The sequence below is a fragment of the Janibacter terrae genome (genome assembly GCF_039636765.1).
GTDB classification, from domain to species: Bacteria; Actinomycetota; Actinomycetes; order Actinomycetales; family Dermatophilaceae; genus Janibacter; species Janibacter terrae.
Map to the genome: position 1 here is coordinate 3,156,959 of NZ_CP144167.1, position 21,184 is coordinate 3,178,142.

Here is a 21,184-nt window from a genome sequence, read left to right on the forward strand (position 1 = left end):
ATGCCGCGTCGAGCCACCCACCTGACCCGCGCCACCGCCGCCGTCGCCGCGCTCACCCTCGTGGGATGCGGCTCCGACTCGGGTGACGAGGCGTCCAGCCCGACCTCGAGCACCTCCTCGAGCACCTCCTCGGGCACCTCCTCGACGAGCCGGTCGACCTCGGCGACGGCCTCCCCTTCGTCCCCGTCCTCGAAGAAGACGTCGTCCTCGACCTCGACCACGACGAGCGCGTCCGGCCCGGCCGCGAGCTCCTGCGTGGCCTCCGTCCGGGACGCGATGACCCCGACCCAGCAGGCCGGCCAGCTGCTCATGGCCGCGATGCAGCCGGGACCGGCGACCGGTCTCGACGGTCCGATCGGGCAGCAGGGTCTCGGCTCGATGCTCTACCTGGGCGGGTGGCAGGACTCTGGCACCGTCGCGGCGGCGAGCGCGCACCTGCAGGACGTCTCCCCGACCGTCGACGGCACCAAGGTCGGCATGCTCGTCGCCGCAGACCAGGAGGGCGGCGAGGTCCAGCAGCTCACGGGCGCAGGCTTCACCGAGATGCCCTCCGCCCTCGAGCAGGCCCGGGACCCCGACCTGCGGGCTTCCGCCAAGGCCTGGGGCGCGGAGCTCGCTGCGGCCGGGGTCAACGTCAACCTCGCCCCCGTCGCCGACACCGTCCCCGCCGAGATCGGTCGCGCCAACCAGCCGATCGGCAGGTGGGGCCGCCAGTACGGCTCGACCCCGGCCGCGTCGAGCGCCGGGGCGGAGGACTTCGCGCGCGGCATGCAGGACGCGGGCGTGGAGCCGACCGTCAAGCACTTCCCGGGCATCGGTCGCATCACCGGCAACACCGACCTCTCCGCGACCGGCATCACCGACTCCACGGCGACGACGACGGACCCCTACCTCGCCCCCTTCGCCGACAACATCGAGGGCGGGACCAGGATCGTCATGGTCGGCTCCGCGCACTACTCCAGGATCGACGGCGAGACGCCCGCGCTGTTCTCGAAGAAGATCGTCGACGGCATGCTCCGCGAGGACCTGGGCTTCGACGGGGTCGTCATCACCGACGACGTCGGCGCGGCCGAGGCGGTCGCCGCGACCCCGGTCGGCGCGCGCGCCACGAAGTTCATCGCCGCCGGCGGGGACATCGTCCTCACCGCCGACCCGGGCCAGGTCCCGACGATGGTCTCGGCGATCGAGGGCACGGCGAAGGGGGACCCGGCCTTCGCGCGGCAGGTCACCGCCTCGGTCACCCGCGTGCTGACGCTCAAGGAGGACATGGGTCTGCTGCGCTGCGGCTGACCGGCGCGCACCCCCGCACCGCTCCTCCGGTCAGTGCGCGTGGTCGTGGTCGACGTGCACCGGCAGGCCGGTGCTCACGTCGGTCACCGGTAACGAGCTGTCGGCGGGCAGCGACAGGTCGCTTGCGGGACGCCCCTTGAGCATCATCTGGGCACCGAGGCTCGCGACCATCGCGCCGTTGTCGGTGCACAGCCCCGGCCGCGGGACACGCAACGCGATCCCGGCGTCGTCGCAGCGCTGCTGTGCCATCGCCCGCAGGCGCGAGTTGGCGGCCACGCCGCCACCGATCTGCAGCGCTGCGACGTCGTGCTCGCGGCAGGCGAGGACCGCCTTGCGGGTCAGCACGTCGACGACAGCCTCCTGGAAGGAGGCGGCGACATCGGCGACCGGGACCTCGCGGCCGGCGGCCCGCTCGGTCTCGACCCAGCGCGAGACGGCGGTCTTGAGCCCCGAGAAGGAGAAGTCGAACCGGTGGCGCTCCATGTCCTTGCGCGTCGACAGCCCGCGCGGGAAGTCGATGGTGATCTGCCCATCACCCGCGGCGCGGTCGATGTGCGGCCCTCCGGGGAAGGGCAGGCCGAGCACGCGCGCGACCTTGTCGAAGGCCTCCCCCGCCGCGTCGTCGATCGTCGCGCCGAGGCTGCGGATGTCGTGGGTGACATCGGGGACGAGCAGCAGCGAGGAGTGGCCGCCGCTCACGAGCATCGCCAACGTCGGCTCGGGCAGCGGCCCGTGCTCGACGATGTCGACCGCGACGTGGCTCGCGAGGTGGTTGACGCCGTAGAGCGGGACGCTGAGCGCGAGCGCCAACGCCTTGGCCGAGGCCACCCCGACCATGAGGGCGCCGGCCAGGCCGGGGCCGGCGGTGACGGAGATGCCGTCAAGGTCGCCGAGCGCGACGCCGGCCTCGCGGCAGGCCCGCTCGATCGTCGGGACCATCGCCTCCAGGTGCGCGCGGGAGGCGACCTCGGGCACGACCCCGCCGAAGCGCGCATGCTCGTCGACGCTCGAGGCCACGGCGTCGACGAGCAGCTCCTCGCCGCGGACGATGCCGACGCCGGTCTCGTCGCACGACGTCTCGATGCCGAGGACGAGTGGCTGGCTGCTCATGACTGCCTCCCGAGGTCGAGGGCGAGGACGAGCGCGTCGACCCCACCCGCGTAGTAGCCACGACGGGTCTGCAGCAGCTCGAACCCGCGTGCGGCGTACAAGCCGCGGGCGGCCGCGTTGTCGGCGCGCACCTCGAGGAGGAGGCGCTCGGCGCCCGCGGCGCGGGAGCGCTCGACGAGCTCCTCGAGCAGTCGTCGGCCGAGGCCCGTGCCCCGGGCGCGCGGCAGCGTCGCGATCGTCATGAGGTCGCTGACCTCACCGCCGTGGTCGAGCCCGGCGTACCCGGCGATGCCCTCGTCGTCCTCGGCGAGCAGGTACTCGCGCCGTGGCCGCCCGGCGAGCTCGCCCCACCACGAGGCCTCGGACCAGGCCTCGGTCCCGAAGAGGTCGACCTCGTGCCCGGCGAGCTCGGCGAGGTCCTGCCAGCGCACCTCCCGCAGGACGAAGGGGGTCTGCGTCACCGTGGTCACTGGTCCGCCTCCCCGCGCCGCGGCTCACCCGACGACCCACGGCCCACCTGCCGCAGCGGGCGCTGCTGCTGGCGGGGCGGGGCGGCGGCCAGGGAGGGCTTCGGGGGCGCCGACGCGACGGCGTCCGGGCGGCGCAGGTAGAGGGGCTCGACGGGCATGTCGTCCCCGGCGGCGAGCCTCGTGACCGCGAGGGTCGCGAGGACGCCCGCGTCGACGTCGAGCAGGTCGCTGGCGTGGGGCAGCAGCTCGGGGTAGAGCAGCGGTCCACGACCGACGGTGGGCAGGGCGCGGACCTCCTCGGGCAGGTCGGCCGGGCGGGTCACGCTGGGGTCGTCGATCGCGGTGGCCGTCCCTGCGGCACACCGGTACCGGGCCCAGTAGACCTCCTTGCGCCGCGCGTCGGTCGCGACGAGCAGCAGGCCCTCATGACCCTCGACGGCGGCAGCCGCAGCCAAGGCGTCGAGGGAGCAGACCCCGTGGACGCTGATCCCCCGGACGTGGGCGAAGGTCACGGCGGTGACCAGTCCGACCCGCAGCCCGGTGAAGGGTCCCGGACCGGTCCCCACCGCCACGTGGGTGATGTCGGCGGTCGTGGCGCCGGCCGCGGCGAGGGTCTCGGCGACGAGGGGCGCGAGCAGCTCGGTGTGCCGGCGCGGGTCGAGCACCGACCGGGTCGCGAGCACCTGCGCGCCGTCGTGCACGGCGACGGTGATCGCCGAGGTCGCGGTGTCCAGCGCGAGCAGCCTCATGCGTCTCCCCCTTCGTCCCGCAGGAGGGACTCGACATCGGTCCCGGCCCAGCGCGGGCCGACGGCCAGCACGTCCAGCCGGCGCGACTCGGTGGCCGGGTCGGCGACGAGGGTCAGCTCGAGGCGGTCGTCAGCGAGCCCCTCGGCGAGGCCGGCGCCCCACTCGACGACGGTGACGGCCTCGTCGAGGTCGGCGTCCAGGTCCAGGCCGTCGAGCTCCGCGGCGCCGCCGAGACGGTAGGCGTCGACGTGGACGAGCTCGGGCCCGTCACCGAGGGGCGGGTGCACCCGCGCGATGACGAAGGTCGGGGAGGTCACCGCGCCGCGGACACCGAGGCCCTCGCCGAGGCCACGCGTCAGGGTCGTCTTGCCGGCGCCGAGGCCACCGGTGAGGACGACGAGGTCACCGGCACGCAGCAGGCGCGCCAGCCGGCGGCCGAGCGCGACCGTCGCGTCGGTGTCCGGGAGGACCAGGCTCACGTGCTGGCCACCTCGTCGACGGCCCCCTTCGCCCGCTTGGCGTCGCGCGCCGCGTCGTCGCCGCGGGTGCGCTCGAGGAGACCGAAGATCGCGTCCGTGACCGGACCGGGCCGCTCGAGGTAGAGGATGTGCCCGACGCCGGGGACGACGACGTGCTCCGCGGTCGGCAGCGCCTCGGCGAGCGCGACGCTGTGCTCCGGCGGCGTCATCTTGTCCGCGGACCCGGCGACGATGAGGACCGGCGTCTCGCGCAGGCCGGGCAGCGAGGCGCGGATGTCGAGCTCGTCGAGCTCGGGCAGGAAGGCGCCGATCGTCTCCAGCCGGGTACCGAAGACCATCGTGGCGACCTTGCGCAGCAGCTCCTTGGGCACCGGCTGGCCGAAGGCGTAGTACTGCACGAGTCGCTCCTCGATGGCGCGCCCCCCGAGCCGCAGCCCGCCCCAGACGGCCTCCTGGTCACCGAGCCGTCCGAGGAACCCGGGGCCGAGGCGCGCGATGATCCGGTCGAAGACCTGACCGAGGCCCAGCCGGACGAGGCTGTCGCCGCCCGCGCTCGTCGCGATGAGCGCGGCGCCGGCGACGCGGACCCGGGTGTACTGCTGGTACCGCCCGGCGAAGCTCATGATCGTCATGCCGCCCATGGAGTGGCCGACGAGGACGAGCTGGCCCTCGGGCGTCGTCGCGTCGAGCACCGCCCGCAGGTCCATGGCGAGCTGGTCGATGGTGCACCGCTCGAGCTCGCCGACCTGCGAGGCGCCGTGGTTGCGCTGGTCGTAGCTCACGACGCGGTAGCCGGCGTCGACGAGGGCGCGACGCTGGTGCACCCACGAGCTGAGGTTCAGCACGAAGCCGTGGATGAGCACGACCGTCGGGCCGTCCTGCGGGCTCCAGCCCTTCGGCTCGTCGATCTCGGCGTGCAGCACGAGGCCGTCGTTGGCCGGTACCGCGACGTACTTGTCCGTGGCGAAGGGGAAGACGTGCACCTTGTCGGCGCTGGTCACCGCGTGGACCCGGGACCGTCGGGCGACGGACCTGCCGGCGAGGCCGGCCCCGGCGAGCGCGATGCCGCCGACGGCCGCAGCCGCCAGACCGATCCCGGTCGCCGCGGTCCTGCCGAGGCCGGTGCGTTGCTCGTCCATCACGACTCCTCCAGGTAGCGGCGCGGGACGCGGGGCCCGAGCCGGGTGACGATCTCGTAGTTGATCGTGCCGATGGCCGCGGCCCAGTCCTGCGCGGTCGGCTCGCCGGCGGCCTCGCGGCCGATGAGGACGACCTCGTCGCCGGCCGCGGCCGGGCTGTCGGCACCGAGGTCGAGCACCACCTGGTCCATGCACACGCGCCCGGCGATGGTGTACCGACGCCCGTGCACCTGCATCGGGCCGACGCCCGAGGCGTGCCGCGGGATCCCGTCGGCGTAGCCCAGCGGCACGAGGCCCAGGCGGGTCTCCGCCGGTGTCACGTACTCGTGCCCGTAGGAGACGCCCTGACCGGCCGGGCAGTCCTTCACGGCGATGAGCCGCGCGGTGACCCGCATGGCCTCGCGCAGGCCGAAGTGCGTCGGCCCCCCGATGTCGGGCACGGGGCTCAGGCCGTAGATCGAGATGCCGGGCCGCACCATGTCGAGGTGCGCCGAGGGGTTGGTCAGGGTCGCCGCCGAGTTGGCGAGGTGGCGCAGGCGCGGGCGCAGCCCGACGCGGTCGGCGTCGGCGAGCACCGCGGCGAAGGTCTCCTGCTGCGCCCGCACCGTCGGGTGGTCCGGCGCGTCGGCAGAGGCGAAGTGGGAGAAGATCCCCTCGACGTCGACGACGCCCTCCGCCTCGAGCCGGGCGGCGTCGACGAGCATGCCGGCGAGGTCCTCGCGCCAGGCACCGCCACGGCCCAGGCCGGTGTCGACCTTGAGGTGGATCCGCGCGGTCGTGCCGAGCGAGCGGGCGGCGGCGGCGATCTCGGCCAGGGCCCAGGGGGCACCGGCGGAGAGGGTGAGGTCCTCACCGATCGCGCCCGCGAGGTCGGCGCCCGGCGGGTAGAGCCAGGTGAGGATCGGCGCGCTCACGCCGGCGGCACGGGCGGCGCGGGCCTCCGCGAGCTGGGCGACCGCGAGGTAGGTCGCCCCCCCGGCGAGGGCGGCCCCGGCGACCGGCACGAGGCCGTGCCCGTAGGCGTCGCCCTTGATGACCGCCATGACGTCGGCGTCGCCGGCGAGGCGGGCGAGCTGGGCGACGTTGTCACGGATCGCGGTGAGGTCGATGTCGGCCCATGCCGACAGACCGACCGTGGACGCCCCCTGCGGCAGGACGGAGGGGGTCGCGACGGACGGGAGCTCGGGGTGCGGGGTCGACAGGTCCATGGGCTTTCCGGACAAGTCTAGGTCGCGCCGGCGGGGCAGGATGGGAGGCATGACGTACCGCACTGACGACTACCAGGCCGACGGCACCCGCTACGACGGGACGGACTACCGCCGCTGCGGACGCTCCGGGCTGGTGCTGCCCCCGATCTCGCTGGGCCTGTGGCACAACTTCGGCGACGCCGAGCCGTTGGAGACCCAGCGCGCGGTGCTGCGGCGCGCCTTCGACCGCGGCGTGACGCACTTCGACCTCGCCAACAACTACGGCCCGCCGTACGGGGCGGCCGAGCGCAACTTCGGGACGATCTTCGCGCAGGACCTGCGGCGCTACCGCGACGAGCTGGTCCTCTCGACCAAGGCCGGCTGGGACATGTGGCCCGGGCCCTACGGGCAGGGCGGCGGCTCGCGCAAGTACCTGCTCGCCTCCCTCGACCAGTCGCTGGAGCGGATGGGGGTGGACTACGTCGACATCTTCTACAGCCACCGCTTCGACCCCGACACGCCCCTCGAGGAGACGATGGGCGCCCTCGACGCCGCCGTCCGCAGCGGCAAGGCGCTCTACGTCGGCATCTCCTCCTACGGCCCCGAGCGCACCCGAGAGGCGCACGCGATCCTGCGGGAGATGGGCACGCCCCTGCTCATCCACCAGCCGTCGTACTCGATGATCAACCGCTGGATCGAGGACGAGCTGCTCGACACGGTCGACGAGCTCGGCATCGGCACGATCGCCTTCACCCCGCTCGCGCAGGGGTTGCTCACCCACAAGTACCTCGGGGGCATCCCGGCCGACTCCCGGGCCGCGCGCGAGGGCACCGGCATCGTCGACCAGCTGACCGAGGACAACCTCGCGCGCATCCGTGCGCTCGACGAGATCGCGCAGGAGCGCGGGCAGACGCTCGCCCAGATGGCCCTGGCGTGGGCGCTGCGCGACCGGCGCGTCACCTCGCTGCTCGTCGGCGCCCGCACCGTCGAGCAGCTCCACGACAGCCTCGACGCGATGGAGCGCCCGGACTTCACGGACGAGGAGCTGCGGCGGATCGACGAGCACGCCGTCGACGGCGGGGTCAACTGGTGGGCGGAGTCCGCGCAGGGCTGATCGCGAGGCGGCGGTGGGGCTAGCCTCGGCTCATGCGCACCGTCGTCATCAGCCTCATCGCCGCCGACCGTCCCGGCCTCGTCGCCGACCTCGCCCGCACCGTCGCAGAGCAGGGCGGCAACTGGCTCGAGAGCCAGATGGGCCGGCTCGGAGCATCGTTCGCCGGCGCGGCCCTCGTCGAGATCGACCATGAGCGGGTCGAGTCGCTCACTGCCGCGGTGCGGTCGCTCCCGGACGTCGGCGTCGTCGACGTCTCCGTCACGTCGGCCGGTGACGACCCGGGGCAGTCGGTCGACCTGCAGGTCGTCGGCCAGGACCAGCCCGGCATCGTGCGCGACGTGACCACGGCGCTGGCCGCCCGCGGCCTGAGCATCCGCGAGCTGCACACGTGGACGAGCGACGCCCCGATGAGCGGCGAGCGACTCTTCGAGGCCGTGGCGGTGGTCGGCGTGGGACCCGACGTCGACCTGGCCGCCCTGCGCAGCACGCTGGACGAGGTGTCCGCGCAGCTGAGCCTCGACGTGCGCATCGACGACGGGCTCGAGCCCTCGGCCTGGGGCGCGGTGCCCGAGCGCGGCTAGCCCGCGTCGCGCAGCAGGCCCGCGACGGTGCGACCGAGGGCGTGCGCGAGGTCCAGCGCGCGGAGCGGCCCACCGGGGCTGGCGACGTCCGCGGCCCGACCGTGGACGAGGGCGCCCAGCGACCCCGCCTCCGCCGGCTCGAGGTCGGCCGCGAGCAGCACGCCGAGGAGGCCCGCGAGGACATCCCCGGCGCCGGCCGTCGCGAGCCACGCCGGGGCGTCGTCCTGGACGTGGACCGGCCCGTCGGCGTCGACGACGAGCGTCGTCGCGCCCTTGAGGAGCACGGTGGCGCCGGTGACCTCGGCGAGCGCCCGGGCGTGCTCGAGCGGTGACCCCTCGACCTCCTCGCGGGTCAGCTCGGTCGTGCGACCCCGCAGCCGGGTGAGCAGGCGGGCGCACTCCCCTGCGTGCGGGGTGAGCAGGGTCGGTGCGTCACGCGGTCCCTCGACGAGGTCGAGGCCCCCGGCGTCGACGAGCACCGGCAGGTCGGAGGCGAGCGCCGCGCGGGCGACCTCGGTCTGGGCCGCCGCACCCTCGGCCGTCGAGGTCACGTCGAGGCCCGGCCCCACGACCCAGGCCTGGACCCTCCCTTCGCCGTGGACGGCCTCGGGGACGGCGGCGCGCACGAGGGCGCTGGGGGTCGGGGTGCCGACGTAGCGGACCATCCCCGCGCCCGCGGTCACGGCCGCGGTCACGGCGAGCACCGCGGCACCCGGGTACTCCTCGCCGCCCGCGACGACCCCGAGCACGCCCCGGGAGTACTTGTCGTCCTCGGCGGTCGGGACCGGCCAGAGCCGCGCGACGTCGTCGGGCGTGTGGCGCACCACGGCCGGCGTCGCGCCCTCGAGGTCGAGGCCGATCTCGAGCACGGTGAGCACGCCGCACGCCACCTCGGTCGGCGGCAGGAGGTGCACCGGCTTCGGGGCGCCGAAGGTCACCGTCTCGTCGGCGAAGACGGCGTCGGCCACGAGCGGCCCGCCCTCGACCGGCTGGCCGCTCGGGGTGTCGACGGAGATGACCCAGGACCGGTCCCGGATCGCGTCGACCCACGGGCGGGCGAAGGGGGCCAGCCCCGGTCGTCCGCCGATGCCGGTGATGCCGTCGAGGACCACCTCGGCGCGGGAGATCGCGGTGACCACCTCGGGACCGGCACCCGTGAGCACGGTGACGCCGCGTTCCGTGGCCAGGGCCGCGGCCTCGGTCTGGACCTGCGAGGCGCTCGGGTCGGCGCATACGGCCGTGGCCGCGAAGCCGCGTCGGGCCAGCCGGGCCAGGGCGAAGAGCGTGTCGGCGCCGTTGTTGCCGGGCCCGACGAGACCGACGACGGTGCGGGCGCCGCGCTCGCGCATGCGACCGGCGGTGAGCCGGGCGACGCCCCGGGCGGCCCGCTGCATGAGCTCGCCGCTCTCGAGGAGCTCGGGGAGTGCTGCCTCGGCCGCGCGGATGGTCTCGACGGAGTAGCCGGTGATCACGAGACCGACGCTACCGCGCCCCCTTCGCCCCGGGGTCAGGCGGACTCGGCGACGACGAAGGCCGTGGCGATGCCTCCGTCGTGGCTCAGGGAGATGTGCATGCGGGCGACCCCCATGGCCTCCGCCCGCGCGGCCACCGTGCCGGAGATGACGAGGACCGGCTCGCCGTGCTCGCCGTTGGTCACCTCGACGCCCTGCCACGGCAGGTCGCCGGGGGTGCGCAGCGCCTTGCCGACCGCCTCCTTGGCCGCGAAGCGGGCCGCCAGCGAGTGCAGCGGGAGGCCGCGCTCGCTCTGCGTGAACACGCGGTCGCGCAGCTTCGGCGTGCGGTCGAGCCGCTCACCGAGCCGCGCGATGTCGACCACGTCGATGCCGACCCCGATGATCACCGGGTCACTCGACGGTGACGGACTTGGCCAGGTTGCGCGGCTGGTCGACGTCCAGGCCCTTGGCGGTCGACAGGTGCAGGGCGAAGACCTGCAGCGGAACGACCGTGAGCAGCGGTTGCAGCAGCGGTGAGGTGTGCGGCACGCGGATGACCTCGTCGGCGAAGGGGAGGACCTCCTCGTCGCCCTCCTGCGCGATGACGAGGGTGCGGGCTCCGCGTGCGCGGATCTCCTGGATGTTGGAGACGACCTTCTTGTGCAGCTCGTTGGGCGTGTCCGGGCCGGGCACGACGACGAAGACCGGCTGGCCGGGCTCGATGAGCGCGATCGGGCCGTGCTTGAGCTCACCGGCGGCGAAGCCCTCGGCGTGGATGTAGGCGAGCTCCTTGAGCTTGAGCGCGCCCTCCATGGCAATCGGGTACCCGACGTGGCGGCCGAGGTAGAGCACCGCGCGGGTGTCGGCCATGAAGCGGGCGATCTCCTTGACCCGGTCCATCTCGCCCAGGAGCGACTCGATCTTGGCGGGCACCTCGTGCAGCTCGGCCATGACGGCCTTGGCGTCGTCGGCGTAGGTCTCGCCGCGCAGCTGCGCGAGGTAGAGGCCGAGCACGTAGCAGGCGGTGATCTGCGCGAGGAAGGCCTTGGTCGAGGCGACGGCGATCTCAGGTCCGGCGTGGGTGTAGAGCACGGCGTCGGACTCGCGCGGGATCGTCGCGCCGTGGGTGTTGCAGACCGAGACGGTCAGGGCACCGAGCGAGCGCGCGTGCCGCACCGCCATCGCCGTGTCGGCGGTCTCGCCGGACTGGCTGATCGAGACGACGAGCGTGCGGTCGGAGACGATCGGGTCGCAGTAGCGGAACTCGTGCGCCAGCGCGACCTCGACGGGGATGCGGGTCCAGTGCTCGATGGCGTACTTGGCGACCATGCCGGCGTAGGCGGCGGTGCCGCACGCGACGATGGTGATGCGGTCGATGTCCTTGAGCTTGGCCTCGTCGATGCGCAGCTCGTCCAGGACGAGGCGTCCGTCGGCGTCGGTGCGGCCGAGGAGGGTGTCGCCGACCGCCTGCGGCTGGTCGTGGATCTCCTTCTCCATGAAGGTGTCGTAGCCGCCCTTCTCGGCGGCCGCGGCGTCCCAGGTCACCTCGTAGGGCTTGCCCTCCGCGGGGGTGCCGTCGAAGTTGATCACCGAGTACGAGGACGGCGTGATCGTGACGATCTGGTCCTGGTCGAGCTCGACGGCCCGCTTGGTGTACCCGATGAAGGCGGCGACATCGGAGCCGAGGAAGTTCTCCCCTTCGCCGAGGCCGACGACGAGCGGGCTGTTGCGACGGGCCGCGACGACCGTGTCCGGCTGGTCCGCGTGGACCGCGAGGAGGGTGAAGGCGCCCTCGAGGCGGCCGACGACCGTGCGCATCGCCTCGGTGAGGTCACCGGTCGCGGCGAAGGCCCGGGCCACGAGGTGCGCCGCGACCTCGGTGTCGGTCTCGGAGGTGAACTCCGCGCCCTCGGCGAGCAGCTCCTGCTTCAGCGCGTGGAAGTTCTCGACGATGCCGTTGTGGACGACCGCCAGCTTGCCGTCGCCCCCGCCGCGGTGCGGGTGCGCGTTCTGGTCGGTCGGACCACCGTGGGTGGCCCAGCGGGTGTGGCCGATGGCGGTCGCCGACCCGGGGACGGTGTCGCCCTCGAGCGCGCCGCGCAGGTTGGCGAGCTTGCCGGCACGCTTCTCGGTGAAGACCCCGCCACGGTCGACGAGCGCGACGCCCGCGGAGTCGTACCCGCGGTACTCGAGGCGGGCCAGGCCCTCCATCACGACGTCCAGGGAGCGGGCACCGGAGTCGGGCCCCACGTATCCAACGATTCCGCACATGACGGACAGGCTAACCGTCCGTGCGTCGTCGCCAGACCACGTGGGACACAATGGGGGCGTGTCCACCGCCCTCACGGCGACGTTGCCGTCCCCCTTCGTCGAGCTCGACCGCCAGGCGTGGGCCCACCTCCGCGAGAACCACCCCCTCAACCTCGACGAGGGTGACCTCGCCCGCCTGCGCGGGCTGAGCGATCCGATCGACCTGGAGGAGGTGCAGGAGGTCTACCTCCCGCTCTCCCGCCTGCTCACCTTCTACGTCTCGGCGACGACGCGGCTGCACCGCATCACCTCGACCTTCCTCGGCGAGCGGCCGCCGAAGGCCCCCTTCGTCATCGGCGTCGCCGGGTCGGTCGCCGTCGGCAAGTCCACGACCGCGCGCATCCTGCGCGAGCTCATGCAGCGCTGGCCCGACACCCCCAAGGTCGACCTCGTGACGACCGACGGGTTCCTCCTGCCCAACGCCGAGCTCGAGCGCCGGGGGCTGCTGCAGCGCAAGGGCTTCCCGGAGTCCTACGACCGGCGGGCACTGCTGCGCTTCATCTCCGCGATCAAGGCCGGCCAGCCCGAGGTCACGGCGCCGGTGTACTCGCACCTGACCTACGACATCGTCCCCGACGAGCGGATCGTCGTGCGCCAGCCGGACGTGCTCATCGTCGAGGGGCTCAACGTCCTCCAGCCGCCGGGGGCGCGCAGCGACGGGCGCACCGGTCTCGCGGTCAGCGACTTCTTCGACTTCTCCGTGTACGTCGACGCCAACGTCGCCGACATCCGGCGCTGGTACGTCGACCGGTTCCTCAGCCTGCGGCAGACCGCGTTCGCCGACCCGGCGTCGTACTTCCACCGCTACGCGAGCCTCACCGACGAGCAGGCCGAGGCGCGGGCGCTGCACATCTTCGAGACGATCAACGAGCCCAACCTCGTCGACAACGTCCTGCCGACCCGGGGCCGGGCCACGCTCGTGCTGACGAAGGGCGCCGACCACCAGGTCCGCCGGATCCGCCTGCGCAAGCTCTGACGCCGCGCGACGACGAGGCCCCCGCCGACCCAGGGGTCGCGGGGGCCTCGTCGTACCGGCAGCGGCTCAGTACCAGTGCGGGTTGTTGCTGTCCCAGAAGGCCTTGGCCCCGCAGGGCGTGCCGTAGGACTGCTTGATGTAGTCCATGCCCCAGTGCATCTGGGTGATGGGGTTGGTCTTCCAGTCGTCACCCGAGGTGGCCATCTTGTCGGCCGGCAGGGACTGCGGGATGCCGTAGGCGCCGGAGCTGGGGTTGGTCGCCTTGTAGTCCCAGTCGGACTCGCCGTTCCAGAGGCTGATGAGGCAGGACCACTCGCCCTCGCCCCAGCCGAACTCCGGGAGCATCTCCTTGGCGTACGGCGCCGGGTCCTTCTGGATGATCGCGATCTCGGCGTCGGTGAACTCGCGCTCGCTGACCGGCTTGGCCTTCTCCTCGGCGCGCTTCTTCTTCGCGGCCTCGGCCTTGCGCCTCGCCTCGGCCTTCTTCGCCTCGGCCTTCTTGGCGCGCTCGACCTCGGACAGGCGGGCCTGCTCGCGGGAGGCGCTGCGGGAGACATTGGTCGTGCGGCGGTCCTGCGCCAGGCGCGTGGCGTCGACCGTGGCGGTGTCAGCGGTCACCTCGGAGGTCGGGGACTCGACGGCGGCAGCGCTCCCGTCCGAGTGCGAGGGGTCACCAATGGCGACGGTGGCGCCGACCGATCCGAGCATGGCCACCGCGAGGGCGCCACCGACGAGGGGGCGACGGACGGCAGCGCGCAGCGCGGCTCCCTTGCCCCCCTCGGGGGCACCGCCGTGTCTGGGCGCGTAGCTCGACGAGCGCACGTGACCAGCTCCTTTCCGTGAAAAAGCCACTCACGGGGAGTGGCCAAGTGCCGCCGGCGACGACGAGGCGTCGGACCGGCCGTTATCTTTTCGAGACCTTAGCCGACGGGCCGCGCCGGACGCAAAGCGCCCCTGTGGACGAAGGGGAGGCCCCGCCCGGTGATCCGGCGGGGCCTCCCCTTCGCTGCGGGGGTCAGAGGTCGAGGCCCTCGAGGAGGTCCGTGACGAGCGCGGCGATGGGGCTGCGCTCGCTGCGGGTGAGGGTCACGTGGGCGAAGAGCGGGTGACCCTTGAGGGTCTCGATGACCGCGGCGACGCCGTCGTGGCGACCGACGCGCAGGTTGTCCCGCTGGGCGACGTCGTGGGTGAGGACGATCTTCGAGTTCTGCCCGATGCGGGACATCACGGTGAGCAGGACGTTGCGCTCCAGGCTCTGCGCCTCGTCGACGATGACGAAGGCGTCGTGGAGGCTGCGGCCGCGGATGTGCGTCAGCGGGAGCACCTCGAGCATGTCGCGGTCGAGGATCTCGTCGACGACCTCCTTGGAGACCAGCGCGCCGAGGGTGTCGTGGACCGCCTGCGCCCACGGGCCCATCTTGTCGGACTCGCTGCCGGGCAGATAGCCGAGCTCCTGGCCGCCGACCGCGTAGAGCGGGCGGAAGACGACGACCTTGCGGTGCTGGCGCCGCTCCATGACCGCCTCGAGGCCGGCGCACATCGCCAGGGCGCTCTTGCCGGTGCCGGCGCGACCGCCGAGGCTGACGATGCCCACGTCCGGGTCGAGCAGCAGGTCGAGGGCGATGCGCTGCTCGGCCGAGCGGCCGTGCAGGCCGAAGGCGTCACGGTCGCCGCGCACGAGTCGCACCTGCTTGTCGGCGCCGACCCGGCCGAGGGCGCTGCCCTTGGGCGAGAGGATCTTCAGCCCGGTGTGGCAGGGCATCTCGGCGGCAGCGAGGTGCTCGACCCGACCGGTCTCGTACAGGTGGTCGACGTCCTCGGCACTCATCTCGAGCTCGGACATGCCGGTCCAGCCGGAGTCGGACGGACGCTGCTCGTGGCGGTACTCCTGGGCGTCCAGACCCACCGCCGAGGCCTTGACCCGCATCGGCAGGTCCTTGGAGACGATCGTGACGTCGGCGCCGTCGAGGGACAGGTTCTTGGCCACGGCGAGGATGCGGGTGTCGTTGTCCCCGAGGCGGAAGCCCGACGGCAGGGACTGCGTGTCCGTGTGGTTGAGCTCCACCCGCAGCGTCCCGCCGTCCTCGCCGACGGGCACCGGCGCATCGAGGCGGCCGGCGGACACGCGCAGGTCGTCGAGGAGACGCAGTGCGGTCCGCGCGAAGTAGCCGAGCTCCGGGTGGTGCCGCTTGCCCTCGAGCTCGGTCACGACGACGACCGGCAGGACGACCTCGTGCTCCTTGAACCGCAGCATCGCGCGCGGGTCGGACAGGAGGACGGAGGTGTCGAGCACGTAGGTGCGGGGGCCCTCGTCCTGGGGCGGGAGGTCCACCGGGTCGGGCGCGCCCTCGGGCTGCGCGAGCGAGGGGGTGACGGTCTGGGTCATCAGGTCGTCCACGTCGGTCTCCTCCACGGGCGCCGCGCCGGCAGGCGCGTGCGCGCCTACTCTCGGTGCTGGTGCCGGGACCGGGCCGCGGACCGGAGCCGGGGCCGGGTCCGGCCCCTCCTGCTGAGCAGCTGCTCCATGCGAGGCCTCCCGAGACGTCCTGCGGTGTGCGGGTCGTCACGCTCAACGTAGGACCACCGGAGCAAAACGCGCGCGACGTCGGGGGCGTGTCGCGGGGCTGCTCGAGGTGTTCACGCCGTCGACACCTCACCCGCCCCACGGGCCACTCCTGTCCCTCCCCCCTTCGTCCGGCCACGACCGCTCGTCTGCATTGCCCTAGGGCAATGCAGGGTCGGGAGAGCGAAGGGGAGGTCAGGCGCCGAAGCGGCGGTGCCGGTCCGCGTAGGAGCGCAGCGCGCGCAGGAAGTCGACCCGGCGGAACTCGGGCCAGTAGACCTCGCAGAAGTAGTACTCGCTGTGGGCGGACTGCCACAGCAGGAACCCGGAGAGCCGCTGCTCGCCCGAGGTGCGGATCACGAGGTCCGGGTCGGGCTGGCCCTTGGTGTACAGGTGCGCGCCGATGTCCTCGACGGTCAGCTCGCTGGCGATGTCCTCGATCGTCGCGCCCTGCTCCGCACGGTGGCGCAGGAGCGAGCGGACCGCGTCCGCGATCTCCTGGCGACCGCCGTACCCGACCGCGACGTTGACGATGAGGCCCTCGACCTCGGCGGTCTCCTCCTCGGCACGGCGCAGCGCGGCGGCCGTCTGGACCGGGAGCATGTCGAGCGCACCGGCGGGGTGGAGCTGCCAGCGGCCCGCGGCGGCGAGGTCGGCGACGAGCCCCTCGATGATGCGCAGCAGGCGGTCGAGCTCCTCCGGCGGACGGGTGAGGTTGTCCGTCGACAGCAGCCACAGGGTGACGACCTCGACCCCGGCGTCCTCGCACCACTCCAGGAAGCTGGCGATGTTGGCCGCGCCGGCCCGGTGCCCCTCGTCGGCGTTCGCCCCGCGCGCCTTGGCGAAGCGGCGGTTGCCGTCGACGATCATCCCGACGTGCCGAGGGACGGACTGGGAGTCGAGGTTGCGGACGAGCCGCCTCTCGTAGGCGCTGTAGAGCGGATTGCGCACTCGCGGTTCCCTTCCTGGCGACGTGGTCCGCCCAAACCTACCTGCGCGACGTGTCCGCCCTCACGCGCGTCCCCGTGGAGACCCGACGCACATGGCCAACCTACGGGCCCGTAGGTTAACGTCTTCGGCATGGATTCCCCCCGGGCAGAGATCAAGGAGCTCGGCGAGCACGTCGGCGAGCATGTCGACGCATTCGTCGACGCGGTCAAGCCGCACCTGCGCGGGTGGCTCCACCTGGTGACCGCCCCGCTCGCCCTCATCGGCGGGCTCATCCTCACCTCGACCGCCCCGACGCAGGCCGGGCGCGTCGCGGCCATGGTCTTCACGATCACCGCCGGCCTGCTCTTCGCCACCTCCGCGCTCTACCACCGCGGCCGCTGGGGACAGCGCACGGACGCGGTGCTGCGGCGCTGGGACCACGCCAACATCTTCCTCATCATCGCGGGCAGCTACACCCCCTTCGCCCTGATGCTGCCGCGCCAGCAGGCCATCACCCTGCTCGTCATCGTCTGGAGCGGGGCGATCATGGGCGTGCTCTTCCGCATCCTGTGGATCGGCGCCCCGCGCTGGCTCTACGTGCCGGTCTACGTCGCGCTCGGCTTCGTGGCCGTCTTCTACATCAAGCCGCTGCTCACCCACGGGGGCTGGACGATCCTGGCCTTCGTCGTCATCGGCGGTGCGCTCTACACGGCCGGCGCGCTCGTCTACGGGTTCAAGCGCCCCAACCCGTCACCGCGCTGGTTCGGCTTCCACGAGATCTTCCACGCGCTGACGGTGCTGGCCTTCATCTCACACTTCGTCGCGGCGACCCTGGCCCTCTTCGGGCCCATCGCGACGAAGACCGGCTGACCCGCCGGATCCCTCCGGCAGGTCCAGGTCGCGAGCGCGCTCGGCGAGGTCGTCACGGGCCCGCGCCTCCTCCTGCTGACGGCGCAGCTCGTCCTTCTGCGCGAGGTTCATCCGACGTAGCCGCGTGAACATGCTGCGCATGATGAGCCACAGCGCGATCGCGAGGAAGAAGAAGGCGACGAAGGCCCACCAGCCGGGGCCGACCTCGGTGCTCGGGGCGCTCATGACCACTCCCTCACGGTCGGTTCGGTCCGCTCGTCGAGCACGAGCTCGAGGTCGCCGCGGGTGGCGAGGGCGTCGGCCTCGGCCAGGCTCGTCGGCACCCCGGCGAAGAGGTCGTCCTCGGGGACCGTCGTCGGCACGTGGCTCATGACGAGCTCGTACTCCTCGGTCGGCCACAGGTCGGCCTGCACGTCGTTGGGGACGGCGAAGAAGAAGCCGTCGGGGTCGATCTGCGTCGCGTGCGCGCGCAGCGCCTCGTCCCGCTGGTCGAAGAAGTCCGAGCACGGCACCCAGGTGGTGAGGGTGCGCTGCGGACGACCCTCGGTGCGCTGGATCCACTCGACGAAGGGGGACTCCTGCCCCCGGGCGATCAGGGCCTCGTGGAAGGTGTGGATCCGCTCGCGGCTGAACCCGCCGATGTAGTAGAGCTTCAGCGGCTGCCAGGGCTCCCCCGCGTGCGGGAAGGCCGCCGGGTCACCCGCGGCCTCGAAGGCCGCGACGCTGACGCGGTTGGTCATGACGTGGTCCGGGTGCGGGTAGCCACCGTTCTCGTCGTAGGTCGTCATGACGTGCGGGCGGAACCGGCGGATCTCGCGGACGAGGGCCTCGGTCGCCCCCTCCAGCGGCTCGAGGTAGAAGCAACCGGCGGGCAGCGCCGGGAGCGGGTCACCCTCGGGCAGACCGGAGTCGACGAAGCCCAGCCACGTGTGCTGCACCCCGAGGGCCGCCTGAGCCCTGGCCATCTCCTCGCGGCGCACCTGCACCAGGTCGCGCAGGATGTGCACGTCCCCCTTCAGCTGGGGGTTGAGCACGTCACCACGCTCACCGCCGGTGCACGTCACGACGAGCACCTCCGCGCCCTCGTGGACGTAGCGGGCGGTCGTCGCGCCACCCTTGCTTGCCTCGTCGTCGGGGTGGGCGTGCACGGCCATCAGCCTGAGTGCTTCCACTGCTCGGGTCCTCCCGGAGGGGTGCGCCCGCGGCCCCGGGGTGCCGCCGCGGACTTCGGTCACGGACAATGGCTCCATCCTCTCACCGCGCCCGGGTGGTCTCGACCGCCGGCCGGACCGACCCCCTTCGTCCCGCAGGAGCCCGTGCATGACCTCCGACGCCCCCGACGCCGTGCCCGCCTGGGACCCGGAGCGCGAGGAGGCAGAGGCGGAGTCGCGCCGCGACCAGGGCAGTCGTCGCTGGTGGGTCGTCGCCGCGGTGCTCGTGACGCTCGCGACCGCCCTGACGATGTGGTTCGGGATCTCCGGCACCCGAGGCGCGATCACGACGACCGACATCGGCTTCGAGAAGGACAGCGACAGCCGGATCACCATGGTCTTCGACGTCACCCGCCCCGAGGGTACGGCGGTCTCGTGCACGATCGCGGCGATGGACGGCAGCTACGCGCGGGTCGGGACCAAGGAGCAGGTCGTCCCGGCGAGCCGGGAGCGCACCACCCGGGTGCGCGCCGCCGTGCGCACGACCACCCGCGCCGTGACGGCCACCGTGCAGGGCTGCTCGCGGGTCGAGTGAGGCCTGCACCCACGCCGATTCCGCGTTATACTGATCCTTTACCGCAACCGTGGGTCTGGACCGATGGGTCCAGACCTTTGTGCTTGACCCGGACGACCGGGCGGCACCACCGGTTCATCGTCCACGGGGGTTCACCAGGTCTCCCCGCGGCCCGAAGCAAGGAGTTACCCGTGACCCAGACCGCGTCTTCCGCGTCCTACCTGACCCAGGAGGCGTTCGACCGACTCCAGGCCGAGCTGCGCGAGCTCTCGGGCCCGGGTCGTGTCGACATCGCCAAGCGCATCGAGGCTGCCCGTGAAGAGGGCGACCTCAAGGAGAACGGCGGCTACCACGCAGCCAAGGAGGAGCAGGGCAAGATGGAGGCCCGCATCCGCCAGCTCAAGCAGATCCTCGACACCGCGATCGTCGGCGAGACCCCGCCCGACGACGGTGTCGTCGAGCCCGGCATGGTCGTCACCGTCGAGATGTTCGGCGAGGAGGAGACCTTCCTCCTCGGCTCCCGTGAGATCGCCGACGGCAACGACTCCATCGACGTCTACTCCGAGCAGTCACCGCTCGGCGGCGGCATCAACGGCAAGAAGGTCGGCGAGACGGCCACCTACCAGGCCCCCAACGGCAAGACGATCGAGGTCAAGATCCTCGCGGCCAAGCCGTACTCGGCCTGACCGAGCACCACGACGCAGGGGGTGTCCCGACCAGTGGTTGGGACACCCCCTGCGTCGTGCCCGGCGCCGGCTCAGTGCTCGTGGACGTGCAGCCACTCCCCGCCCTCCGGCGCGCGGCGAAGGGGGGCGACCCGCGAGGTCTGCGTGGGGTCGAAGGCGACGCCCCGCTCCCCCGGGATCCAGCTGGAGCTCGGCTCCGCGGGCCCGACCGGCGGGTAGACGCCGAGCTCGAGCCGCTGGAAGGCCGGACCGGACCACGTGCTCTCACCGACGAGCTCGCCCTCGAGCCGTGGCGGCACTGCGAGCGGCACCGTCGGGAGGAAGGCCGCACGCGGCGGCTCCGCCTCGCGCGCGCCCACGGGCTGGCCGTCGTCGGGGCGCCGGAAGACCTGGCCGGGCCGGCCACCGTCGCCGGAGGGGCCGCCGGACGCGGACCGCTGCAGCTCGGACGCCGCACCCGCCTTGCGGCTGTAGACCCGCAGCTGGGTCTCCGCGCCCTCGATCGTGCGACGGGCGGCGCGCCACTCCCCGGCGAACCTCTCGAAGTCAGGCCCCTGCCAGAGCACGCGCAGCCGCTCCAGGAGCGTCGCGCCGCGAGCGCCGATCTCCGCGACCGCGTCGCTCTGGCGGCGCAGGGCGACGGCGATGTCGTCGAGTCGCTCGACGTCCGCGCCGTGGCTCAGGTGCTGTGCCATCTCCCGCCTTCCACTGTCGTCAGGCCCAAGGGTAGGGACCGAGGGGTCGTCTCCCCAATGGGGAGGACTCCCCCTTCGCCCGACCTGCGACACTGGAGTCATGTTCGGTCGCCGGATCCCGCCCATGCCCACCGCCGAGACCGCCCTGCCGGGGCGAGCCGAGAGGACCTTCTCCGTGCCGGAGCTGCACGAGGTGCTCGGCACGCCGCTCGAGGGCCCGTGGCCGACGGGCACCGAGGTCATGTACGTCGCGATGGGCTGCTTCTGGGGGGCGGAGCGGATCTTCTGGCAGCTGCCGGGGGTGGTGACGACCGCCGCGGGGTACATGGGCGGCTTCACCGCGAACCCGACGTACGAGGAGACCTGCTCCGGCCTGACCGGCCACACGGAGAGCGTCCTCGTCGCGTACGACCCGGAGCGGACCCGTCCCGAGCTGCTGCTCAAGGCGTTCTGGGAGAACCACGACCCGACGACGCCCGACCGCCAGGGCAACGACGTCGGCACGCAGTACCGCTCGGCGATCTACTGGACGAGCGAGGCCCAGCGCGCTGCGGTCGAGGCCACCGCCGCGTCCTTCGGCGAGGAGCTGGCCAGCCACCAGCTGCCGCCGATCAGCACCGAGATGCGCCCGGCGAGCGAGGTGGGCACGTTCTGGTACGCCGAGGACTACCACCAGCAGTACCTGCACAAGAACCCCGGCGGGTACTGCAACCACGGGCCCAACGGCCTGACCTGCCAGGTCGGCATCCTGCGCCAGGACGAGGTCCCCGCGCAGCAGGACATCGCCCCGCCCCGGTAGCCCGAGGGTGCTCTTCGTGGCGAATCACTCCCGACCCTGACCGAGCCCGTCCACCGG

23 protein-coding genes are annotated in these 21,184 nt (G+C 72.9%); 8 read left to right on the top strand and 15 right to left on the bottom strand.

Annotation, left to right across the window (positions count from 1 at the left end):
* The gene (locus V3C34_RS15720) at positions 1 to 1,290 is read left to right on the top strand and encodes a glycoside hydrolase family 3 N-terminal domain-containing protein (protein ID WP_245634762.1); all 1,290 of its coding nucleotides are present in this window, start codon (positions 1 to 3) and stop codon (positions 1,288 to 1,290) included.
* A gap of 30 nt (positions 1,291 to 1,320) precedes the next feature.
* Here the strand turns inward: V3C34_RS15720 and tsaD are convergent, their stop codons facing one another.
* From tsaD to alr, 6 genes are read right to left on the bottom strand one after another with little or no spacing between them, the layout of a single operon-like run.
* Positions 1,321 to 2,400 (bottom strand): tRNA (adenosine(37)-N6)-threonylcarbamoyltransferase complex transferase subunit TsaD, encoded by a 1,080-nt coding sequence (gene tsaD / locus V3C34_RS15725; RefSeq protein WP_346007611.1) that lies wholly within the window; start codon positions 2,398 to 2,400, stop codon positions 1,321 to 1,323.
* Positions 2,397 to 2,870: a GNAT family N-acetyltransferase gene (locus tag V3C34_RS15730; protein WP_338537678.1), complete on the bottom strand. Its 474-nt coding sequence runs from the start codon at positions 2,868 to 2,870 to the stop codon at positions 2,397 to 2,399. Before V3C34_RS15730 ends, tsaD begins: the two co-directional genes overlap by 4 nt.
* Positions 2,867 to 3,619: a tRNA (adenosine(37)-N6)-threonylcarbamoyltransferase complex dimerization subunit type 1 TsaB gene (gene tsaB / locus V3C34_RS15735; protein ID WP_346007612.1), complete on the bottom strand. Its 753-nt coding sequence runs from the start codon at positions 3,617 to 3,619 to the stop codon at positions 2,867 to 2,869. The genes V3C34_RS15730 and tsaB overlap by 4 nt, the downstream gene beginning before the upstream one ends.
* A complete protein-coding gene (gene tsaE, locus V3C34_RS15740; protein ID WP_068321705.1) occupies positions 3,616 to 4,098 on the bottom strand; it encodes a tRNA (adenosine(37)-N6)-threonylcarbamoyltransferase complex ATPase subunit type 1 TsaE in 483 nt (160 codons plus the stop codon). Before tsaE ends, tsaB begins: the two co-directional genes overlap by 4 nt.
* Positions 4,095 to 5,237, bottom strand: a complete 1,143-nt coding sequence (locus tag V3C34_RS15745; RefSeq protein ID WP_346007613.1) for an alpha/beta hydrolase — start codon at positions 5,235 to 5,237, stop codon at positions 4,095 to 4,097. The genes tsaE and V3C34_RS15745 overlap by 4 nt, the downstream gene beginning before the upstream one ends.
* Positions 5,237 to 6,445 (bottom strand): alanine racemase, encoded by a 1,209-nt coding sequence (gene alr / locus V3C34_RS15750; RefSeq protein WP_346007614.1) that lies wholly within the window; start codon positions 6,443 to 6,445, stop codon positions 5,237 to 5,239. The genes V3C34_RS15745 and alr overlap by 1 nt, the downstream gene beginning before the upstream one ends.
* A gap of 49 nt (positions 6,446 to 6,494) precedes the next feature.
* On the opposite strand from alr, the gene mgrA reads away from it, so the two are divergent.
* A complete protein-coding gene (mgrA, locus tag V3C34_RS15755) occupies positions 6,495 to 7,538 on the top strand; it encodes an L-glyceraldehyde 3-phosphate reductase (protein WP_346007615.1) in 1,044 nt (347 codons plus the stop codon).
* A gap of 32 nt (positions 7,539 to 7,570) precedes the next feature.
* Positions 7,571 to 8,119: a glycine cleavage system protein R gene (locus tag V3C34_RS15760; protein WP_068321698.1), complete on the top strand. Its 549-nt coding sequence runs from the start codon at positions 7,571 to 7,573 to the stop codon at positions 8,117 to 8,119.
* On the opposite strand, the gene V3C34_RS15765 is transcribed toward V3C34_RS15760, so the two are convergent.
* From V3C34_RS15765 to glmS, 3 genes are read right to left on the bottom strand one after another with little or no spacing between them, the layout of a single operon-like run.
* Entirely contained in the window at positions 8,116 to 9,591 is a 1,476-nt protein-coding gene (locus V3C34_RS15765) for a bifunctional ADP-dependent NAD(P)H-hydrate dehydratase/NAD(P)H-hydrate epimerase (RefSeq protein ID WP_346007616.1), read from the bottom strand. The genes V3C34_RS15760 and V3C34_RS15765 overlap by 4 nt on opposite strands.
* 35 nt (positions 9,592 to 9,626) lie before the next feature.
* Complete coding sequence (locus V3C34_RS15770) at positions 9,627 to 9,980, bottom strand: holo-ACP synthase (RefSeq protein ID WP_338537673.1); 354 nt, start codon at positions 9,978 to 9,980, stop codon at positions 9,627 to 9,629.
* 4 nt (positions 9,981 to 9,984) lie between these two features.
* Positions 9,985 to 11,844: a glutamine--fructose-6-phosphate transaminase (isomerizing) gene (gene glmS, locus V3C34_RS15775; RefSeq protein WP_346007617.1), complete on the bottom strand. Its 1,860-nt coding sequence runs from the start codon at positions 11,842 to 11,844 to the stop codon at positions 9,985 to 9,987.
* 58 nt (positions 11,845 to 11,902) lie between these two features.
* On the opposite strand from glmS, the gene coaA reads away from it, so the two are divergent.
* Positions 11,903 to 12,859, top strand: a complete 957-nt coding sequence (coaA, locus tag V3C34_RS15780; protein WP_068423744.1) for a type I pantothenate kinase — start codon at positions 11,903 to 11,905, stop codon at positions 12,857 to 12,859.
* A 66-nt stretch (positions 12,860 to 12,925) separates the two neighbouring features.
* On the opposite strand, the gene V3C34_RS15785 is transcribed toward coaA, so the two are convergent.
* From V3C34_RS15785 to V3C34_RS15795, 3 genes are all read right to left on the bottom strand, one after another.
* Complete coding sequence (locus tag V3C34_RS15785) at positions 12,926 to 13,681, bottom strand: hypothetical protein (protein WP_346007618.1); 756 nt, start codon at positions 13,679 to 13,681, stop codon at positions 12,926 to 12,928.
* Between the two features lie 193 nt (positions 13,682 to 13,874).
* The gene (locus V3C34_RS15790; protein ID WP_428832225.1) at positions 13,875 to 15,113 is read right to left on the bottom strand and encodes a PhoH family protein; all 1,239 of its coding nucleotides are present in this window, start codon (positions 15,111 to 15,113) and stop codon (positions 13,875 to 13,877) included.
* 504 nt (positions 15,114 to 15,617) lie between these two features.
* Positions 15,618 to 16,373, bottom strand: coding sequence for an isoprenyl transferase (locus V3C34_RS15795; protein ID WP_068321677.1), 756 nt, complete (start codon positions 16,371 to 16,373; stop codon positions 15,618 to 15,620).
* 129 nt (positions 16,374 to 16,502) lie between these two features.
* Between V3C34_RS15795 and trhA the strand changes: the two genes are divergently transcribed.
* Entirely contained in the window at positions 16,503 to 17,222 is a 720-nt protein-coding gene (trhA, locus tag V3C34_RS15800) for a PAQR family membrane homeostasis protein TrhA (protein ID WP_338537671.1), read from the top strand.
* On the opposite strand, the gene V3C34_RS15805 is transcribed toward trhA, so the two are convergent.
* Both V3C34_RS15805 and mca read right to left on the bottom strand, forming a co-directional pair.
* Entirely contained in the window at positions 17,163 to 17,447 is a 285-nt protein-coding gene (locus V3C34_RS15805; RefSeq protein WP_338537670.1) for a hypothetical protein, read from the bottom strand. The genes trhA and V3C34_RS15805 overlap by 60 nt on opposite strands.
* Complete coding sequence (gene mca / locus V3C34_RS15810) at positions 17,444 to 18,376, bottom strand: mycothiol conjugate amidase Mca (protein WP_346007620.1); 933 nt, start codon at positions 18,374 to 18,376, stop codon at positions 17,444 to 17,446. The genes V3C34_RS15805 and mca overlap by 4 nt, the downstream gene beginning before the upstream one ends.
* 166 nt (positions 18,377 to 18,542) lie before the next feature.
* On the opposite strand from mca, the gene V3C34_RS15815 reads away from it, so the two are divergent.
* Positions 18,543 to 18,968 carry a DUF4307 domain-containing protein gene (locus V3C34_RS15815; protein ID WP_338537668.1) on the top strand — a complete coding sequence of 142 codons (426 nt, stop codon included), beginning with the start codon at positions 18,543 to 18,545 and terminating at the stop codon, positions 18,966 to 18,968.
* A 170-nt stretch (positions 18,969 to 19,138) separates the two neighbouring features.
* Positions 19,139 to 19,633, top strand: coding sequence for a transcription elongation factor GreA (greA, locus tag V3C34_RS15820; RefSeq protein ID WP_338537667.1), 495 nt, complete (start codon positions 19,139 to 19,141; stop codon positions 19,631 to 19,633).
* A 71-nt stretch (positions 19,634 to 19,704) separates the two neighbouring features.
* On the opposite strand, the gene V3C34_RS15825 is transcribed toward greA, so the two are convergent.
* Complete coding sequence (locus V3C34_RS15825) at positions 19,705 to 20,328, bottom strand: hypothetical protein (protein ID WP_338537666.1); 624 nt, start codon at positions 20,326 to 20,328, stop codon at positions 19,705 to 19,707.
* 100 nt (positions 20,329 to 20,428) lie between these two features.
* Here V3C34_RS15825 and msrA point away from each other — a divergent pair, with 100 nt between their 5' ends.
* On the top strand, positions 20,429 to 21,127 hold the full coding sequence (gene msrA, locus V3C34_RS15830; RefSeq protein WP_068321656.1) for a peptide-methionine (S)-S-oxide reductase MsrA: 699 nt from the start codon (positions 20,429 to 20,431) through the stop codon (positions 21,125 to 21,127).
* Positions 21,128 to 21,184: the final 57 nt, after the last annotated feature.

What these genes read in the sequence shown, in the direction of transcription:
- tsaB (WP_346007612.1), bottom strand. Translation starts at nt 3,619, where the DNA reads ATGAGGCTGCTCGCGCTGGACACCGCGACCTCGGCGATCACCGTCGCC.
- V3C34_RS15825 (WP_338537666.1), bottom strand. Translation starts at nt 20,328, where the DNA reads ATGGCACAGCACCTGAGCCACGGCGCGGACGTCGAGCGACTCGACGAC.
- V3C34_RS15760 (WP_068321698.1), top strand. Translation starts at nt 7,571, where the DNA reads ATGCGCACCGTCGTCATCAGCCTCATCGCCGCCGACCGTCCCGGCCTC.
- V3C34_RS15805 (WP_338537670.1), bottom strand. Translation starts at nt 17,447, where the DNA reads ATGAGCGCCCCGAGCACCGAGGTCGGCCCCGGCTGGTGGGCCTTCGTC.
- V3C34_RS15720 (WP_245634762.1), top strand. Translation starts at nt 1, where the DNA reads ATGCCGCGTCGAGCCACCCACCTGACCCGCGCCACCGCCGCCGTCGCC.
- msrA (WP_068321656.1), top strand. Translation starts at nt 20,429, where the DNA reads ATGTTCGGTCGCCGGATCCCGCCCATGCCCACCGCCGAGACCGCCCTG.
- V3C34_RS15815 (WP_338537668.1), top strand. Translation starts at nt 18,543, where the DNA reads ATGACCTCCGACGCCCCCGACGCCGTGCCCGCCTGGGACCCGGAGCGC.
- V3C34_RS15745 (WP_346007613.1), bottom strand. Translation starts at nt 5,237, where the DNA reads ATGGACGAGCAACGCACCGGCCTCGGCAGGACCGCGGCGACCGGGATC.
- alr (WP_346007614.1), bottom strand. Translation starts at nt 6,445, where the DNA reads ATGGACCTGTCGACCCCGCACCCCGAGCTCCCGTCCGTCGCGACCCCC.
- V3C34_RS15790 (WP_428832225.1), bottom strand. Translation starts at nt 15,113, where the DNA reads ATGCTGCGGTTCAAGGAGCACGAGGTCGTCCTGCCGGTCGTCGTCGTG.
- glmS (WP_346007617.1), bottom strand. Translation starts at nt 11,844, where the DNA reads ATGTGCGGAATCGTTGGATACGTGGGGCCCGACTCCGGTGCCCGCTCC.
- tsaD (WP_346007611.1), bottom strand. Translation starts at nt 2,400, where the DNA reads ATGAGCAGCCAGCCACTCGTCCTCGGCATCGAGACGTCGTGCGACGAG.
- mca (WP_346007620.1), bottom strand. Translation starts at nt 18,376, where the DNA reads ATGGCCGTGCACGCCCACCCCGACGACGAGGCAAGCAAGGGTGGCGCG.
- trhA (WP_338537671.1), top strand. Translation starts at nt 16,503, where the DNA reads ATGGATTCCCCCCGGGCAGAGATCAAGGAGCTCGGCGAGCACGTCGGC.
- mgrA (WP_346007615.1), top strand. Translation starts at nt 6,495, where the DNA reads ATGACGTACCGCACTGACGACTACCAGGCCGACGGCACCCGCTACGAC.